Source organism: Vreelandella sp. 162(4c), from assembly GCF_058152265.1.
This window is the reverse complement of the sequence record NZ_CM176981.1, coordinates 2,646,048-2,663,227: the sequence shown is the minus strand read 5'-3', so window position 1 is coordinate 2,663,227 and position 17,180 is coordinate 2,646,048. Positions and strand designations below refer to the sequence as shown.

Here is a 17,180-nt window from a genome sequence, read left to right as displayed (position 1 = left end):
AGCGCTATGATCACCTCGGTTTTGCCATGATATCCACATGACCCTACCTCGGTTAACCTCTACTCGACAGCCGCTTAGGCTGCTGCAAGACCGCATGGCCACCGGTTTAATCACCGCTGGCGGCATAGGTGTGCTGTTGGCAATCCTGGCTATCGGTGTCTTTTTGGTATGGGAAACCCTGCCGCTGCTGGCGATTGGCGATACCTTAGCGCTGGCTAAGCTCTCTCCCCTGGCGTGGGGCACGCTCAAAGCCGCCCTAGCCGCACTGCTGTTCGCCATTCCCGTGGCCTTGGGGGCCGCCATCTACTCCGCGCTGTTTATGTCAGCGCGCCTGCGCTCGCGGATCAAGCCCGCGCTCGAAATGATGGAGGCGATCCCCGGTGTGGTGGTGGGCTTTATTGCCGGGCTTATTTTGGCACCTTGGGTAGAACGCCATCTCGCCAGCGCTTTGGTGCTGATCATTTGGCTGCCGCTTAGCGCAGCGCTTGCCGGCTTACTCTGGCAGTGGGCCAAAACACGCCTACGCCGCCGTTTACCGCTCTCTTGGGCGGGTCTCTGGCTAGTTCCCTGGCTCTCTGTAATGGTGGCGATAGCACTATGGCTCGCGCCCTGGATGGAGCAGCAGTGGTTAGGCGGTGATTTACGCCAGTTACTCGACCAGCGCTATGGCATGGATTACGCCACCCGTAACGCACTGATTGTCGGCATTGCCATGGGCTTTGCCGTTATTCCCAGCATCTATTCACTGGCAGAAGACGCGCTCGCCGATGTGCCTGCCAGCTTAATCGAGGGCGCCCAGGCGATGGGGGCCAGCCGCTGGCAGGCGCTATGGAAAGTGGCGCTGGTGGCAGCGGGCCCAGGTATCTTCTCGGCGATAATGATCGGTGCGGGCCGGGCGGTGGGCGAAACCATGATAGTGCTTATGGCCAGCGGTAATACGGCTCTGTTTAGCGCCAGCCCCTTCGAAGGCATGCGCTCCATGGCCGCGGCTATCGCCATTGAGCTGCCTGAAGCGTCACCCGGTGGCCAGACCTACCATCTGCTGATCTTGGCCGCACTGGTGCTGTTTATCTTCACGTTTCTGGTCAACACCCTTGCCGAGGTCGTCCGCCAACGCTTACGCCGCCGCTTCCGCCAGATGGGGGGCACATGATGAACTCTGCGACCCACACCGCCTCTCGCCGCCGTCGTTTTAGCCGGGTAAATGATGTATGGCCCTGGCTTTGCGCAGCCAGCGTAGCGCTCTCCCTGCTGATGCTGGGCGCCTTACTCGCGCTACTGCTGGTACGCGGGCTAGGGCACTTTTGGCCCGCTACGCTGGAAGAGGTCACCCTTGACTCGGGTGAAACCTTTGCTGGTCAAGCTGTGCGCGAAGTCGCGCTACCCCAGCGAGCTGGGGATGAACGCCTCTACTTTACCGGCAACCAGGATATAGAGGGCGTTCGCTGGCGCTGGGTGGCGATTGATGACATTGCCGAGCGCGCCCAGCCAGACGATTTGATTCGTCTTGATCGCAGCCCCTGGGGTGACTTTATTGGCCGTTTGGTGGCCATTGAGCAGCATGATCAACGCTGGGAGGGAGACGCTGCCTGGCAGCGATTAAACGCTTTATTGGTACTTCCCGCCAGCCAACGCCAGGATAGCCAACTGCTGCTTACCACCGTGGACGGCCAAACCCTGCGCCAACCGCTGGCCAGCGTGGCGAGCGCTCAGGCTCCCAATGCCATGAGCGTGTGGCAGAAAACGCTCGCCTGGGGGGATGCGGTTTGGCGGTTTCTGAGTGAGGGCCCACGGGCCGCCAATACCGACGGTGGCGTCTGGCCCGCGATATTTGGCACGGTGCTGATGGTGATTTTAATGTCGGTGATGGTGACCCCGTTTGGGGTGCTGGCCGCTATTTATCTCAATGAAATCGCTCACCAGGGGCGGCTGACCCGGCTGGTACGTATTGGTGTGCGCAATCTGGCGGGCGTTCCGTCGATTGTGTATGGCGTATTTGGTTTGGGGGTGTTTGTGTACGGCATCGGCGGCTCGCTGGATGAGTGGTTTTTCAGCGATACCCTACCTTCGCCCACCTTTGGCACCGGCGGCCTGTTATGGGCGTCGCTCACCCTGGCACTGCTGACCCTACCAGTGGTGATTGTGGCAACAGAAGAGGGGCTGGCGCGGATTCCCGAGGCGCAGCGGGAAGGCGCCGTGGCGCTCGGCGCCACGCGCTTAGAGATGCTCACCCGCATTGTACTGCCCATGGCGGCCCCCGCCATGCTGACAGGCGTCATTTTAGCGGTAGCTCGCGCGGCCGGCGAAGTAGCGCCGCTAATGCTGGTTGGCGTCGCTAAGCTGGCGCCTCAAATGCCCATCGATGGTGAGTTTCCTTACCTACATTTAGAGCGCAAGTTCATGCACCTTGGCTATCATTTATTTGATACCGCCTTTCACGGCGAAGATGTGCAGGCTGCCATACCGCTGGTTTACGCCACAGCGCTACTTTTAGTGTTAATTGTGCTGGTGCTTAACCTAACTGCCATATTTCTGCGTCATTATCTTAGGCGTCAACGGGGAAACGAATGCTAGCGTCATTACATTCAGCCAATACCTCTCAGGCACCAGTGGCGCACTTTTCGTCCGAGCACAGCTGCCTGAGTATCGATCACTTTAGCCTCGCCTACGCGGGGAAAGAGGCGTTGCGCGAGTTAACCCTCAGTGTTCCCCGGCATCGTGTAACGGCCTTTATCGGCCCGTCAGGTTGCGGTAAGTCGACGTTGTTACGGGCAATTAACCGTTTGCACGATCTTAATGAGTCAGTCACCCACAGCGGCCAAATCACGCTGGAAGGGCAGGATATTCATGACCCGCAAATGAATGTGACTGAGCTGCGGCGGCGTGTCGGGATGGTGTTTCAAACGCCCAACCCCTTCCCTATGTCGATCTATGAAAACGTGGCCTTTGGGCTACGACTGCAACAGCGCATGCCCAAGCGCAAAAGGGACGACATTATTGAGTGGGCGCTAACTTCCGCCGCTCTGTGGGATGAAGTGAAAGACCGCCTACACCGTTCCGCTTGGCAGCTTTCCGGTGGCCAGCAGCAGCGTCTGGTGATCGCCCGTACCTTAGCAGTACAACCCGACGTGCTACTGCTTGATGAGCCAGCATCAGCTCTAGACCCAATTTCAACCCTCAAAATTGAGGAGTTGATCCGTAACCTCAAGTCGGAGCTGACGCTGATCCTGGTCACCCACAATATGCAACAAGCGGCGCGCGTATCGGATTACACCGCCTTTTTGCATCAAGGGGAGCTGGTTGAATACGGCCCTACCGATCAGGTCTTCACCAACCCCCGTTTGCAACGCACTGAAAACTACATCACCGGCCGTATCACCTAGGCCTTAGCAACTGAACCGTCAGGAGTGCTCCATGGATATTACTAGCGACTCTCACAGCCAGCATATCTCTCGCCAGTTCAACCAGGAGCTGGAAGAGCTGAAAACCCACCTGATGGCCATGGGCGGTCTGGTGGAAAAACAAGTGCAGGACGCTGTCTTTGCCCTACTGGAAGGAGACACCCGGTTAGCCGAGCAGGTGCGTGACAATGACCGCCAAGTCAACGACCTGCAGCTGCAAATCGACGACGAATGCACCCGCGTACTGGCGCGCCGCCAGCCTGCTGCTTCCGATTTGCGTCTGGTGCTGGCCGTCATCCGCGCCACCTCAGACTTAGAGCGCATTGGTGATGAAGCCAGTAAAATCGCCCGCAACGCCCTGCTCCTGAGCGAAAGTTCTAGCACCATTCGTGGCCTGGTGGAGGTGCGTCACATTAGCGAGCACGTACGTAAAATGCTGCGCGATGCGCTCACCGCCTTTGCCCGCTTTGATACCGACCTGGCTATGCAGGTCGTACGCGAAGACGAACTGGTGGATGACGAGTACAGCAGCGCTATGCGCTCATTAATGACCTTTATGATGGAAGACTCACGCTCTATTACGTCAGTACTCAGCATCATGTGGGTACTGCGCGCGCTGGAGCGGGTAGGCGACCACGCCGATAACCTTGCTGAGTACGTGGTCTATCTCGTCAAAGGTTTGGATATTCGCCATAGCGACACCGATGAACTGGAACCACAGGTGCCAAAAAAGTCTTGACCTGATGGGGCTTTCCTCCTGCAATACGTCCAGGCTGCCACGCAGCCTGGACGTTGGAATCACGAGGAGCTCACCTAAATGCTGGATGCTGTCACTGCGCTTAGCCGAGGTACACGCTGTGTGTATCAACCGGGTATGCGCCGCTATGTTTTTCTGCCTATTCTGGTCAACCTGATTGTCTACGTGAGCATGTTCAGCTTTGTGCTCAACCGTTTTGATGGCTGGCTCGCCCATTGGATGGGCATGGTACCCGCTTGGCTTGACTGGTTATCCTGGCTTATCTGGCCCCTGTTTGTGATTAGCCTGTTGGTGGTGGTGTTTTTTACCTTCACGCTGGTTACCAGCTTGATTGCAGCCCCTTTTTACGGCTTTTTAGCCGCCAAAGTTGAAATCCAAGCCACTGGCCGCGAACCCATTGATGACCGAAACCTGACCAAAACAGCCATCGATGCTGTGGGACGCGAGTTTGTTAAGCTCGCCTATATTCTGCCTCGTGCCGCAGGCCTATTTGTGCTTAGCTGGATTCCAGGCGTCAATATAGTTGCTCCGCTACTCTGGGCACTGTTTTCTGCCTGGGTGATGGCAATCACTTATCTAGACTACCCAATGGATAACAACAAAGTAACGTTTGCCGATATGCGCCAACGGCTCTCTAAGCGCTGGTGGCAAAGCCTCACCTTTGGGGGGTTAGTGACCTTAATTACCTGGATTCCGCTGGCCAACCTGTTTTTGATTCCCGGCGCCGTTGCGGGTGCCGTACTGCTGTGGGACGACCACTATAGAGACGTACGTAGCGACAAACGTGGCGATGCACGTGGCATTACACCGCAGTAGGCGCCTATTACCCAGGCTACGTCACTTTGCTACCTTTATATTTTGTTCGTCGATCCTGGGCTCAATCAACAACAAAGGAATCACCGCATGATAAAACCGATGGCTTGGCTGGGTGGCGTACTCTTGATTGGCGCTATGTCTATTTCGATGACATCTATGGCGTTAGCCCACGACGTAAAAACAGAGACTCTTCGCATTGCGCACCCCTTCGCTACCCCAACCCCACCGGGTGCGGTAAACGGTGCCGCCTACCTTGATATCACCGCCGTTTCAGGCCCCGTCACTCTGGTTGGCGCGAGCAGTTCTGCGAGCAGCAACGTTGAGCTGCACGATATGCAAATGGACGGCGATATGATGCAGATGCGGCATGTGGACGAGATTCGTGTCGAGGCAGGGGAGACTTATACCATGCGCCCTGGTGGCGGCTTTCACTTAATGCTGATTGGCTTAACCGAGCCGCTGAAGGAGGGTGAGCGGTTTCCCCTCACGCTCACCTTCGCTGAACAAGGTGACGTAGACATCGAGGTCTGGATACAGAGCGCCCAAGACGGTAGCGAAGCTGCTGATGGGCATCACCACTGATGTCGTTGGCTTTTAACACATAGCAAAAACCCCACCAAAGCGGGGTTTTTAGCGAGTAACGCTTACATTAGCAGTTACACTTATCCTATTATTTACCAGTCGGTGCTATCACCTTCATCCCGGTTGAGTTCTCCAGGAGTGTAACCCTCTTGGCGAGAAGTAGGCCCTTTTTCAGCCGTAGAAGGACGGCTACTGGAAGGCGAAAAGTCCAAGCTATCAGCTTCGTCACGGTTCAAGTCGCCCGCAGAGACATGAGATGGTTTGGAAGCTGCATGCGACTCAGGTTTGTTAATGACATCCTGACCAGCGGTGCGGTCTTGGTTCAGTTCAATAGATGAGTGCGCCATCGCCATGGGGCTCGCGACCAAACCAAAAGCAATACCTACTATGGCGACTTTTTGGCTCATTTCTTTTAACAGCAAGATGTTCTCCTCATTATCCATGGATTCCGTTCATCGATGATTAGAACGGCTATTACGCTTTGCGTTGCATATTAGGCGTCAAAAAAGTTAGCTCACCCTTTACGGTCAAAATGATTGTGAGACCGGATGCCTGAGACATAACCCACCGGCAGGCTGATGATGGGCAGTGTATAAATAGCGACGCAATGAAATTAGGCTCCGCTAGAAAGCCGTACCTTAAACTAAAACAAGAATAGTGTGGGAGAGGTGTTGGATGCCACAAAAAATCAGACCCCGCATCAGCAGGGTCTAAGGACACAAGACTTTGACAATGACTAGCGCTAGCTTCCTTTCCTTTTGCGGGGCTGCTCCAACCTTGGAATTTAACCCTGACCAACGCTCTGATTGTCGTTTGATTCATTCCTTGAATCGATATGCATCCGTATCGGTGTGACACGCTTTCGCGTGTTTAGCTCACGTGTTAATCGTAATATATTTCTTCAGAATTGCAAATTTTTGTTACCAAACGTTTCCATCACCTACGTCTTGGGTCAAATCTTTTGCTGTGTACTCCGCTTGAGCGCTAGTGTGATGCGACTCTGCCTTGATGACTCGAGGGCGGTCGCCTTCGTCATACATCAAATCAGAGGGGCTAAATTTAGCCTGACCCGAGGTATGATGTGATTGAGCTTGAATAGGCTCATCGTCAACGGTCAAATCTTGATTTGCTTCGATGGACATATGGGCAAAGGCAAGCGGGCTTGCCAGCAAACCAAAAGAGAGACCTACGACGGCTGCTTTTTTAACAAAATCGTTAAACATACTATTTACTCCTGGTGACCGTTTGATACCGCTGAAGTGAAGTGAGAAGGGCTCTCTGGCCAGATCTCACTGCGGCTAGCTTCACTACCTCTAGAGAGCATATGTAATGCCAACTCTCTTATAAAAATAAAATACTTATATAAATCAATAATTTAAAATAAATACATTGCGCACAATTATACGCCGCTAAAAACAAAAGCACGCTAATTACATGTGCACTAATGACACATGCGCAAAACTGTCTGTGCCTTTATGACACACTCAGCAAAATAAAAGGCTCGATGCCAACAAAGCGCTACGGCATCAATTCATAAAAAACAAAACATGGCATTGGATAGAGAGGCGCAAAGAAAGATCGGCGGAAAAGATAGGGGAGAAAGTAGCGGGGGAATAAGCGAGATAAAAAGTAGGCAGCAAAAATTAGGCCCCGCATTGCGGGGCCCGATATCAGAATTGGCTATAGGTAATAACTAACGCTAGCTTCCACTCCTTGTGCGGGGCTCCAACCTTGGAATTAACCCTGACTAGTGTTCTGATTGCCTACTGATTCATCCGTGAATCTTAAAAGCATTCTTGCTTTTGTAACATCCTGTTAATCGCTTATTCATTCTCTGAAAAGCTTTTAATGATATCTAAAAGGTCATAGATAATTAGCTACCGCCATTTTCTTCTACAAGCTCATCCTTGTCATACTCAGCATCGTCTGAGTGACTGCTTGATTGCGGATCCATGTCGCTGGCACCATCACCTTCGTCATGGGTTAAATCGTCAGTCATGTCTGTTGTATCACTGCCAGTTGAACTACCGGTACCTTGGGAATCCATCGGTTGCTCGTCAGCGGTAATACCTTGGTTTTCGTCAATCGCCGAATTTTCATCAGTTTGTGCAAAAGCTAATGGGCTTGCCATCAGACCAAAAGATACACCTAAAATGCCAGCTTTCTTGAGAAAATCCTTGGACGTCATATCCTACCTCCGATCGCTGTTTAGTACCGCTTAATGAAGAAAGAAAGGCTTACTGAGAAGCCAGCAATTCCTGCGGTCATCTTCCTTCAATCTGTACTCTGCAGAAGGCATGCCAAAAAACTGAAGAATATAAATAAAAACAACAAAATCAAACTCTTACTTAAAAATAAGTTATGCCAAAAAGGCATCAACTGAGTCACGACACAACGCTTTGAGCTGTGTAAAAATGGCACATGGGTAAAGCTTTACCAACCTTGCATGCCAATATTGCACATTGTTACAAATATTATGCGATGGAATGACTTGCTAAATTAAACAAGACGCGAGGGGGGGAAGGCGCAGCGAAACAACGCACCCTTGCCGGGAAGGGACTCAATTTGTAGTTGCGCATCGTGGCGCAATAGCACGTGCTTAACGATCGCCAAGCCTAAACCTGTGCCGCCAGTCGCAGTGCTGCGCCCCTTATCAACACGGTAAAAGCGTTCTGTTAGTCGGGGAATATGAACGGGATCAATCCCTTCACCGTTATCTTCCACATCGATATAGCCGCCACCAGTAGCGCTAGCTTTCCAGCGCAGGGTGATTTGGCTGCCAGCAGGCGTGTAGCGAACCGCATTAAAGGCAAGGTTAGAGACGGCGCTGCGAATCTCCTGTTCACTGCCTAACAGTCGGGCATCGCTCTCAAGGGCGACGGTAATGGTATGACGTTGATGCGATAGGGCCAGCGCATCATCACAAACGCTTTGCAGTAAAGGCTCGAGTGGCAGTGGATGATGATCTTGGCCGCCCTGGTCAATTTCCAAACGCGAGAGCAGCAATAAATCGTTGACCAGATTCTGCATCCGCTGGGTCTGTTCCTGCATTTGCTGAATACTACGTCCCAAGCGCGGCGGAAGCTGGTCGGAGATATCACTGTAGGTTTCCAAATAGCCGGAGAGAACGGTCAGCGGCGTACGTAACTCATGGGAAACGTTGGCGACAAAGTCGCGCCGCATCTGCTCAAGACGATGCAAGCGGGTGATATCGCGAGCCATCACTAAGCGTTCGTCGTCACCATAGAGGGTAATTTGATACTGCAGGATTCGCCGTTCATCAATCGGTGAGGTGAGCGTTAACGGCTCACTGTAGTTACGCGAATTAAAATAGCTGATAAAGCCCGGGTCGCGCAGCAGGTTGGTAATGTGTTGACCACGATCATGGGCGGTTTGTAGCCCCAGCATGGCGGTGGCGGCGCTGTTCCACCACTCCAAATCACCGTGGCGATCAAGCATGACCACGCTATCACGCATTGCTTCAGACGACTCTTGAATACGTGCCAAAGTAGCCCGCAGACGGCTTTGGGTGATGCGCTGACTTTTTTGATAGCGGTATAAACGATCGAATAGCTCGCCCCACATCCCGCGAGCGGCAGGCGGTTCATCGTTAGGGTGGAGGGTGAGCCACAAATAGAGTTCGCGTAACTGTCGTAAGTGGTAAAACAGGCATCCCGCAAGCCCTGCTGCGAGCCCCAGCCCAGCCGAGCCCAACAGCCAGCCCAAGCAAGTGCCCAGCGTGGCCAGCCACGCTATTCGCCACAGCTCACGACTCCATAAACGCACATTTACACCCGTGCAGAGAAACGGTAACCGGTACCCCGAACCGTTTGGATCAGGTTTTGATGCACGTCACCCAGCGCTTTACGCAAGCGGCGGATATGCACATCGACCGTGCGCTCTTCAACGTAAACATTGCCGCCCCACACTTGGTCAAGCAGCTGGCTACGTGTGTAAGCGCGCTCTTGGTGAGTCATAAAAAACTGCAGCAAACGGTACTCGGTGGGGCCCATTTCCAGCGCTTTGCCGTGGGCACTTACCCGGTGGCTCACCGGATCAAGCAGCAGGCCGTTAATCTCAATCGGGTCTTCAACGCCACGTGGCGTCGCACGGCGCAGCACCGCTTTTAGCCGTGCCACCAATTCCCGGGGTGAAAAAGGCTTGGTGATATAATCATCGGCACCGGCTTCAAGCCCTTGAATTTTATTATCCTCTTCGCCTTTCGCGGTGAGCATAATAATCGGGATTTCAGCGGTGGTTTCTTCACGTTTTAGGCGTCTCGCCAGCTCAATACCGCTAGTGCCGGGCATCATCCAGTCCAGCAGCAGTAAATCGGGTTGGTGGTCGACCACCATGGCATGGGCATCCTGGGCGTTATCCGCTTCGAGCACGCGATAGTCAGCCATTTCCAGCGCTACCGCGATCATCTCGCGAATCGACGCCTCATCATCGACAATCAGAACGGTCTTGGCGGTCATACCAGAGCCTCACGGTGTTCAAAGAAACTAGTTCAAAGAAAAACAGTTCAAAGATAAACAGATCAATGACATGTCAGTGACGATAACACCATGACTTGATGACAATTACATGACAATCGCCTCGATCAGCCAGCCGCAGGCCACCAACTTAGCGCGATACCGGCAAAAATCAGCAGTCCCGACCAGTGATTATTGAGAAACGCCTGGAAGCAGGCATCCCGCTCCTGGTCGCGAATTAAGCGCTGCTGATGCAGAAAAGTCGCTGCCATTGCCGCTAGCCCTAACCAGAAGAAACCACCTAAACCAACCCGCCAGCCTACCCAAGCCAGCAACCCCAGGGTGGCTAGCTGGAGTAAGCCGATAATCAAACGATCCGCATTTCCAAACAGCACGGCCGTCGATTTAATGCCAATTTTTAAATCGTCGTCGCGATCGACCATGGCGTACTGGGTATCGTAGGCCACTGTCCAGCACACATTAGCGCAGAATAGCAGCCATGCTTCCAGCGGCACGTGGCCGAGCACGGCGCCAAAAGCCATCGGAATTGCCCAGGAAAAAGCCGCGCCCAGCACCACCTGAGGAAAGTGGGTATAGCGCTTCATAAACGGATAAATAATCGCCAGCAGCACCCCGCCCAGCGAGAGCAGCACCGTAAACCAGTTGGTCAGTAATACCAGAATAAACGCAGCGGCCACCAGGGCGATAAACAGCAGTTGAGCTTCGGTTTCGCTGATACGGCCCGTCGCTAGCGGACGTTGTTTTGTGCGTTTCACATGCCCATCGAAGTGGCGATCCGCATAGTCATTGACCACGCAGCCCGCAGCGCGCATCACATAAACGCCGGCCACAAAAATCAGCAGCACATTTCGCCCTGGTACACCTTCCGCAGCCACCCATAATGCCCACAGCGTCGGCCACATCAAAAGCCATGTGCCTATCGGCCGATTCAAGCGCATCAGCTGTAAAAAATCTGCCACGCGAGCCCATCCCTTCGGCCGCAACAGTGAACGATCCATGCTTACCTCACGAAGAATAAGATGCAGGCGCTAGCCTAGCGCGAAGGCAGGCCAAGATCATCCGCCATCGCCGTCAAAAAATACTCTTGCACTAATAATGACAGACTGCCGTGCTTACAGCCGTGATAAAAAACAGAGCGCCTTCCCCAGGCACAGCCTTCCTGTATGCCGTTGACGCTAGCAAACTGGGGGGAATGCGTCGTTACTTCCAATGGCCCACGCACTAAACCCGGCTGGCGAAATAGCCAACTACCTAGCGAGCGCTCGCCCAAGCACTCTAGCCGTTGGCCCTTTACCTGTGAGAGCGGGGCGACCGAGCGCGCCACCACCCATGGCGTTCCATCTAAGCACAGCGCCACTTCCCGCAGCCAGGCGTAACGCTTGGCACCAATGCCCAGCGCCTGAGCCTCATCCTGGCGCGGCCAACCAACCCCCTGGCGCAGCAGTCGTACTCGAAACGGCTTCTCGCCACCTGCGACCATTAAGCGGGCGGTTAACGAGTCGGTGGAGGCAACCCACTGCCACCAGGAAGCACTCATCGCCGGGCGCGCCGCATCAATCGGGCGCCAGCGGGAAAATAGAGGAGTTTGCCGAAAAGCAGCAGCCGTCACCGAGTTCTCCAGGGCAATTAACGGGTTGGCTAGTGTAACATGGGCACTGAAAGGCTTTTGTTTCAGCAACTTTTTTAACGACTCGGTTTAGCGCTTCTTTTTTCGCAATCTTATTTAGCAACTTTTTTGGTGTCTGCATGCCCGCCACCCAAACACAGAAAACCTCTTCGCACGCTGCGCTGGTGATTATTGGCACTGGAATGGCAGGGGTTGGCCTTGCCCGGGCGTTGCGCCGATTGGGCGACCAACGCTCAATCACGCTGGTGAGCGCCGACAGCGGCGATGATTACAGCAAGCCGTTGCTCTCCACCGGCTTCGCCAAGGGCCTGGTGCCCGAACAATTAGCCCAGCGCAGCGCTACTGACCTGGGCGAAGAGCTAAATGCCCAAATGGTTATCCACACCCAGGTAACCGCACTGGATGTGGATAACCAAACAATTCTGCTCGAAGGCGGCATGGTGCTCGGCTACGACACACTGGTACTGGCCACTGGCGCTGCACCACGGGTGCCCTTCAGCATTGAACCCAGCGTAGCCCCACGCTGCTTTACCATTAACGACCTGGATGACTACCGCCGCTTTCACACGGCGCTAGGCCAGGGCCCTGCACGGGTGGCGATTGTTGGCGCGGGGCTGGTCGGCTGTGAATTTGCCAACGACCTCCACGCTGGCGGCCATCGTGTCAGCCTCATTGCCCCAGAAGGAACCCTACTTCCTCGCTTGCTGCCACCGCCCTTAGGGAACGCCCTAGGCGATGCCTTTAGCGAAGCAGGTATCCATCTTCACCTTGCACGTTCGATTGATTCGATAGCGGCCGAAAGCGGCGAAGATATCGTATTACGTCTGGATAACGGCGACGCTGTCAGCGCTGATCTCGTGTTGATGGCAACCGGCCTTGTACCTCGCACAGCACTTGCCGAATCGGCTGATTTAAACGTATCACCTGGCGGTATAGTCGTTGACCGCCAGTTGCGTACATCGCACCCCAATATCCACGCCCTGGGCGATGCAGCCTGCGTAGACGGTGTTAATGCCATGTACGTGCAGCCACTACAAGCCAGCGTTAAGGCGCTGGCGGCAACCCTTTCAGGCGCGCCCACGCCGGTTAGCTTCGGTGCTTGGCCGGTAGTGGTTAAAACGCCGCTGCTACCAGTGGTGGCCTACCCGCCAACGAACACGCCTGAGCACTGGCGAATTGAAGGCGAAGGCGGTGATATCAGTGCCTTGGCTGAAAATAAAGACGGTCGTTTGATTGGTTTTGCGTTGACAGGCGGCTGCGTGAGAAGGAAAGTGGAGCTTTCCAGAGCAGCACCTGCACTGCTAGGCTGATTTTCGTCGCGTTCACGACTAGGCTAGAGAAGCTAACCTAATCGGCTACGCACCCAACAACATGCATTTGTTTGATGTTTGATTTCTTTTAAAAAGGGGAGATTCCTTATGCGCAAACCTGCACTCGCTGCAGCCATCGCTGAAAGTGCCGACCTATCCAAAGATAAAGCTGGCCAAGTGCTGAACGTTATTCTGGATGAGATCACCAACAGCGTTGCTAAGGGCGAAGATGTCGCTTTGATTGGTTTTGGTACCTTCACGGTACGTGAGCGCGCAGCACGTACCGGCAAAAATCCGCAAACCGGTGCCCCGCTGCAGATTCCGGCCAGCAAAAACGTTGCCTTTAAGCCAGGCAAAGGACTTAAGGACGCCGTTTCTTAATGAAGCTCAAGCTGACGCTGTGGCTACTGGGCGTACTGCTCAAACGTGCCCTGCGCCGCAAGCCGCGCTTTCGTGAACAGTTAGAACGCATGCGCGGCCTGGACTGGGGGATTGCCACGGAAGATCTAAGTATTGCCCGCCACTACCGGATGGCACCGAAAAGTATCAGTACCGGCAAAGGGCTGCCTGTGGACTTAGATCTTGAGCTACGCTTCCGTGATCAGAATACCGCCTTGAAAGTGCTCAAAAAGCCAACACAGCAGGCCTTTCTCGACGGCATGATAAACGGCGACGTGCGCTTAGTGGGTGATTCCGCCGATATGAATAAGCTGCAAAAACTACTCAAGTATTTGTAGCGGTTTACGATTGGCATAGGGTAACGGCTTAGATTAAATAAATTTAGGCTGAACAAGGTAGAGGTATAAAAGCTATCGATGGACATACCTCATCAACGCCTCGTTTACTTTCGCGTTACCCTTGAGTCTGGCTCCGTGCGCCGCGCAGCGGCGCGCTTGGATATTGCTCCCTCGGCGGTAAGCCGGCAAATTGCTTTGCTGGAAGAAGCCTTGGGAGCGACGCTTATGGAGCGTCAGCGCGACGGCATTTCGCCTACTCCGGTAGGCGAAATGCTGCTTGAGTACTGCGAGCGCCGCGGCGCCCTTGATGAAGGGTTTATTGCGTCACTTGAATCGTACCAACGCATGGAAACCGGCAAGATATCGCTTACCGTCGGAGAAGGGTTTGTCAGTGACCTAGTAGCATCCCCACTGCATGAATTTACCCAACGCTATGCGGGCATTCAGCTCGATATCCATACCGCAGGCACCTCGGGCATTATTGACGCCATTGTCGGCGATCACAGTCATATCGGCTTGATGTTCCATGAGCGTACCCATCCCCAGCTGCGTTTCTGGTCATCTACTCCTCAGCCACTCATGGCTATTCTATCGCCCAACCACCCCTTAACCAGCCAAACGTCACCGCTCACGCTTACCCAGCTTAGCGACCAGCCCATGGCCATGTGGGACACCACTCATGGGGTACGTCAAATGGTCGACCAAGCATTCCAGCAATCACGCATAGCCCCGCGCATGGCGATGAATACCAACTCAATGGTGATTCTGGCCCAATATGTGCGCAGCGGCATGGGCATTACACTGTTACCCGCCTTTGCCGTCGCCCACGATTTAGAGCTCGGTACGTTAGTGGCGCGCCCGGTAGATAATCCGCTTTTTCAGCGCTCCCAGGCCCACATGGTCACGCGGGTAGGCCGCCAACAGCCCAAGGCCAGCATTCTGCTGCTACGCCACCTGCAGCGCTGGATGCAGGCGTTTCGCGCCCCAGGCTCGGTAAGCGATCAACCAACACCACTGCCGTAACCGAACGCCACACTGGCTTCAGGGGCTGTTTCCACCCAGACGCTTTGCGGCACCGTATATTCGCGCAGGCCATCCAAGCCGCTGGAGCGACCGAAGCCGCTATCGCCAAAGCCACCAAACGGTGACATCACGCTGATCGCCTTGTAGCTATTGATCCATACCGTACCAGCACGCAGTTGCCCAGCTACGCGATGCGCTCGCGCTACGTCCTGGCTCCAAACGGCGCCAGCCAAGCCAAAGCGGGTCTCGTTGGCGAGCTGAATGGCCTGATTTTCATTGTCAAAGGCCATGGCCACCAGCACCGGACCGAACACTTCTTGTTGAGCAATCTCCATATCCGGCGTGACATCGACCAGCACGGTAGGGGCGATAAAGTAGCCCTGAGCCTCGGTAGGTAATCCCTCTGGCCGTTTACCGCCCGTTAACAACGTTGCGCCAGCGGCTACCGCCGCGTCGATCATGCGGGTGACCTGCTCAAATTGGCGGTGATTCTGCAAAGGCCCCATGCGGGTCGCTTCATCGTTAGGCAGGCCCACCGAAATCTGTTCCGCCGCCCGCGCCAAACGGCTGGTGACTTGCTCAAACACCGGGCGCTCGATCAACAGCCGCGAGCCCGCCACACAGCTCTGGCCGGCGGCGGCAAAAATGGCCGCCTGGGCACCCGCAACGGCTTCATCCAGCTTGGCATCGGCAAACACAATATTGGCGGATTTGCCCCCCAGCTCTAACACGCTGGGCACCAACCTCCTCGCGCCCGCTTCAGCAATCATGCGACCACTCTGGGGAGAGCCCACGAACACCAGTTTGCTGATGGCAGGGTGGTCGGTCAGCGCTGCGCCGGTCGACTTGCCCAGCCCGTTGACGATATTGATCAGCCCTTTAGGAAGTCCGCCGCTTTCAAGTAGCTTGGCAATCACCACCGATGAAAAGGGCGTCAGTTCGGAAGGCTTTAGCACCACACCATTGCCCGCCGCAATGGCAGGGGCTAACTGCCAGGCACAGGTGAACATCGGGGCATTCCAGGGGGTAATCTGCCCCACCACGCCGTAAGGTACATGGCGCACATAGTTAAGATGCGAGGTAGGCACTGGAATCACTTCGCCATGCTGCTTGTCGCACCACCCCGCGTAGTACTCGAACATCTCGCGTACTTTGCCTACTTCAGCCCGGCAGTCACGAATCGGCTTACCGGCCACCACACTTTCCAGCTGAGCCAGCGCCTCTTCATGGCCCGCCAGGCCGCGTATGGCGGCATTCATGCGCCGTCCACGCTCGCTGGCGGTTAGCGCCATCCATTCGCGTTGGCCTCGCTGTGCCGCTTGGGTAGCACGCTTAATCAGTCCAGCACCCGCATCGCGATAGCTCACCAGCGTTTCGCCGGTGGCTGGATTGGTCAGGGTGATCACGTCCCCCTCTCCCGCCACTAAACCGCCATCAACCCAGTTGCTCAGCAGCGTGGTGGCCGTTAATCCAAAACCTTCGAGTAGCGTGGCAAGGTGATCTTGGGCATGTTGGCTAAGTGCGTTCATTACTGCTCCTCCGCCTGGCTGGCACGCGCTAATATCGGCGTGGTGATATGGTTAAAGTCATCGCTATCGGTTGGTTGTTCGGGGTTCGCGTGCCAGGCATCGACCACGGCTTGTAACAGCGGCGAGGGGATATCCAGTTGCTCAGCGGCATCCCGGGCCAAACGTAAATCCTTACGCATCAAACCGGTGGTAAAGCCTGAGTCAAAACGCTCACTCAACACCCACTCTGGGAAGTTCACCTCGCTGACCGCGCTGCGCCCCGAGCCACTGTTAAGGCCCGCCAAGCAGGCCGCGGGGTCAACGCCCGCCTTGACTGCCATAGCAACGGCTTCGGCGGTGGTTAACAAGTGCGCGGCACACAGGTAGTTATTGGCAAGCTTGACCACATGGCCGCTGCCCGGGCCGCCCACATGGGTACGCTTGGCCGACATGGCTTCCAGCATCGGCAATACCCGCTCAATGGTGGCGACATCGCCTCCTAACAGCATCCCTAGCTTGCCGCTGGCAGCTCCTTTCGGGCCGCCGCTGACCGGGGCATCCAACCATAGAAGGCCCGCTGCGGTTACTTTTTCGGCCAGTTCACGCGTCACGGCGGGGTCACTGGTGGAGGTATCGACAATCACGCTACCTTTCGGCGCAAGGTCAAGCAGGCCTGGCGATTGCTCGATCACCTCACGCACATGGGCAGAGGTGGGCAACGACAGCAGGTAAACGTCGCTAGCGGGTAATTCTTCGGGAGCCACAACGGTTAGTCCTTGAGCAGCAAGACGCGATCGCGCTTGCTCAAATACATCGCTACCCGTTACTTCAAACCCTGCTGCTTTGAGGGTGAGCGCCATATTGCCGCCCATCTGCCCCAAACCAATGACGGTAATCGATAAAGGGGTGGTGACTAAAGACAT

General features: G+C 55.0%; 19 protein-coding genes. 10 read left to right on the top strand and 9 right to left on the bottom strand.

The features are described from left to right. The first annotated feature begins 37 nt into the window (after positions 1 to 37). From AC4EYZ_RS12250 to AC4EYZ_RS12225, 6 genes are all read left to right on the top strand, one after another. Entirely contained in the window at positions 38 to 1,153 is a 1,116-nt protein-coding gene (locus tag AC4EYZ_RS12250) for an ABC transporter permease subunit (protein WP_022521115.1), read from the top strand. Next, positions 1,150 to 2,574, top strand: a complete 1,425-nt coding sequence (gene pstA, locus AC4EYZ_RS12245) for a phosphate ABC transporter permease PstA (protein WP_022521114.1) — start codon at positions 1,150 to 1,152, stop codon at positions 2,572 to 2,574. The genes AC4EYZ_RS12250 and pstA overlap by 4 nt, the downstream gene beginning before the upstream one ends. Then, a complete protein-coding gene (gene pstB / locus AC4EYZ_RS12240) occupies positions 2,568 to 3,383 on the top strand; it encodes a phosphate ABC transporter ATP-binding protein PstB (RefSeq protein WP_009286293.1) in 816 nt (271 codons plus the stop codon). Before pstA ends, pstB begins: the two co-directional genes overlap by 7 nt. Before the next feature lie 31 nt (positions 3,384 to 3,414). Next, complete coding sequence (gene phoU / locus AC4EYZ_RS12235) at positions 3,415 to 4,140, top strand: phosphate signaling complex protein PhoU (protein WP_009286294.1); 726 nt, start codon at positions 3,415 to 3,417, stop codon at positions 4,138 to 4,140. Between the two features lie 78 nt (positions 4,141 to 4,218). Next, positions 4,219 to 4,974 (top strand): sulfate transporter CysZ, encoded by a 756-nt coding sequence (gene cysZ, locus AC4EYZ_RS12230; protein ID WP_009286295.1) that lies wholly within the window; start codon positions 4,219 to 4,221, stop codon positions 4,972 to 4,974. An 87-nt stretch (positions 4,975 to 5,061) separates the two neighbouring features. Continuing rightward, complete coding sequence (locus tag AC4EYZ_RS12225; protein WP_022521113.1) at positions 5,062 to 5,556, top strand: copper chaperone PCu(A)C; 495 nt, start codon at positions 5,062 to 5,064, stop codon at positions 5,554 to 5,556. Between the two features lie 92 nt (positions 5,557 to 5,648). On the opposite strand, the gene AC4EYZ_RS12220 is transcribed toward AC4EYZ_RS12225, so the two are convergent. The 7 genes from AC4EYZ_RS12220 to AC4EYZ_RS12190 form a co-directional block, all read right to left on the bottom strand. Next, the gene (locus AC4EYZ_RS12220) at positions 5,649 to 5,999 is read right to left on the bottom strand and encodes a hypothetical protein (protein WP_022521112.1); all 351 of its coding nucleotides are present in this window, start codon (positions 5,997 to 5,999) and stop codon (positions 5,649 to 5,651) included. Between the two features lie 477 nt (positions 6,000 to 6,476). After that, complete coding sequence (locus tag AC4EYZ_RS12215) at positions 6,477 to 6,779, bottom strand: hypothetical protein (RefSeq protein WP_022521111.1); 303 nt, start codon at positions 6,777 to 6,779, stop codon at positions 6,477 to 6,479. 650 nt (positions 6,780 to 7,429) lie between these two features. Then, the gene (locus tag AC4EYZ_RS12210) at positions 7,430 to 7,744 is read right to left on the bottom strand and encodes a hypothetical protein (RefSeq protein ID WP_022521110.1); all 315 of its coding nucleotides are present in this window, start codon (positions 7,742 to 7,744) and stop codon (positions 7,430 to 7,432) included. A 311-nt stretch (positions 7,745 to 8,055) separates the two neighbouring features. Continuing rightward, on the bottom strand, positions 8,056 to 9,342 hold the full coding sequence (gene phoR, locus AC4EYZ_RS12205) for a phosphate regulon sensor histidine kinase PhoR (RefSeq protein WP_022521109.1): 1,287 nt from the start codon (positions 9,340 to 9,342) through the stop codon (positions 8,056 to 8,058). Positions 9,343 to 9,344: 2 nt separating this feature from the next. Next, entirely contained in the window at positions 9,345 to 10,034 is a 690-nt protein-coding gene (gene phoB, locus AC4EYZ_RS12200; protein ID WP_009286297.1) for a phosphate regulon transcriptional regulator PhoB, read from the bottom strand. A 125-nt stretch (positions 10,035 to 10,159) separates the two neighbouring features. Then, on the bottom strand, positions 10,160 to 11,050 hold the full coding sequence (ubiA, locus tag AC4EYZ_RS12195; RefSeq protein ID WP_022521108.1) for a 4-hydroxybenzoate octaprenyltransferase: 891 nt from the start codon (positions 11,048 to 11,050) through the stop codon (positions 10,160 to 10,162). 35 nt (positions 11,051 to 11,085) lie between these two features. After that, on the bottom strand, positions 11,086 to 11,661 hold the full coding sequence (locus tag AC4EYZ_RS12190; protein ID WP_022521107.1) for a chorismate--pyruvate lyase family protein: 576 nt from the start codon (positions 11,659 to 11,661) through the stop codon (positions 11,086 to 11,088). 137 nt (positions 11,662 to 11,798) lie between these two features. On the opposite strand from AC4EYZ_RS12190, the gene AC4EYZ_RS12185 reads away from it, so the two are divergent. The 4 genes from AC4EYZ_RS12185 to AC4EYZ_RS12170 all read left to right on the top strand — a co-directional run bounded on the left by AC4EYZ_RS12185 (position 11,799) and on the right by AC4EYZ_RS12170 (position 14,749). After that, positions 11,799 to 12,989 (top strand): NAD(P)/FAD-dependent oxidoreductase, encoded by a 1,191-nt coding sequence (locus AC4EYZ_RS12185; protein ID WP_022521106.1) that lies wholly within the window; start codon positions 11,799 to 11,801, stop codon positions 12,987 to 12,989. A 108-nt stretch (positions 12,990 to 13,097) separates the two neighbouring features. After that, positions 13,098 to 13,370 carry an HU family DNA-binding protein gene (locus AC4EYZ_RS12180; protein WP_022521105.1) on the top strand — a complete coding sequence of 91 codons (273 nt, stop codon included), beginning with the start codon at positions 13,098 to 13,100 and terminating at the stop codon, positions 13,368 to 13,370. After that, on the top strand, positions 13,370 to 13,726 hold the full coding sequence (locus AC4EYZ_RS12175) for a hypothetical protein (protein WP_490204275.1): 357 nt from the start codon (positions 13,370 to 13,372) through the stop codon (positions 13,724 to 13,726). The genes AC4EYZ_RS12180 and AC4EYZ_RS12175 overlap by 1 nt, the downstream gene beginning before the upstream one ends. Positions 13,727 to 13,804: 78 nt before the next feature. Then, positions 13,805 to 14,749, top strand: a complete 945-nt coding sequence (locus AC4EYZ_RS12170; protein ID WP_022521103.1) for a LysR family transcriptional regulator — start codon at positions 13,805 to 13,807, stop codon at positions 14,747 to 14,749. Here AC4EYZ_RS12170 and AC4EYZ_RS12165 read toward each other — a convergent pair. Together AC4EYZ_RS12165 and AC4EYZ_RS12160 are read right to left on the bottom strand one after the other, a co-directional pair. Next, positions 14,728 to 16,278, bottom strand: coding sequence for an aldehyde dehydrogenase family protein (locus AC4EYZ_RS12165; protein WP_022521102.1), 1,551 nt, complete (start codon positions 16,276 to 16,278; stop codon positions 14,728 to 14,730). The two genes, AC4EYZ_RS12170 and AC4EYZ_RS12165, sit on opposite strands and share 22 nt — an antisense overlap. Further along, complete coding sequence (locus tag AC4EYZ_RS12160) at positions 16,278 to 17,180, bottom strand: NAD(P)-dependent oxidoreductase (protein WP_009286303.1); 903 nt, start codon at positions 17,178 to 17,180, stop codon at positions 16,278 to 16,280. Before AC4EYZ_RS12160 ends, AC4EYZ_RS12165 begins: the two co-directional genes overlap by 1 nt.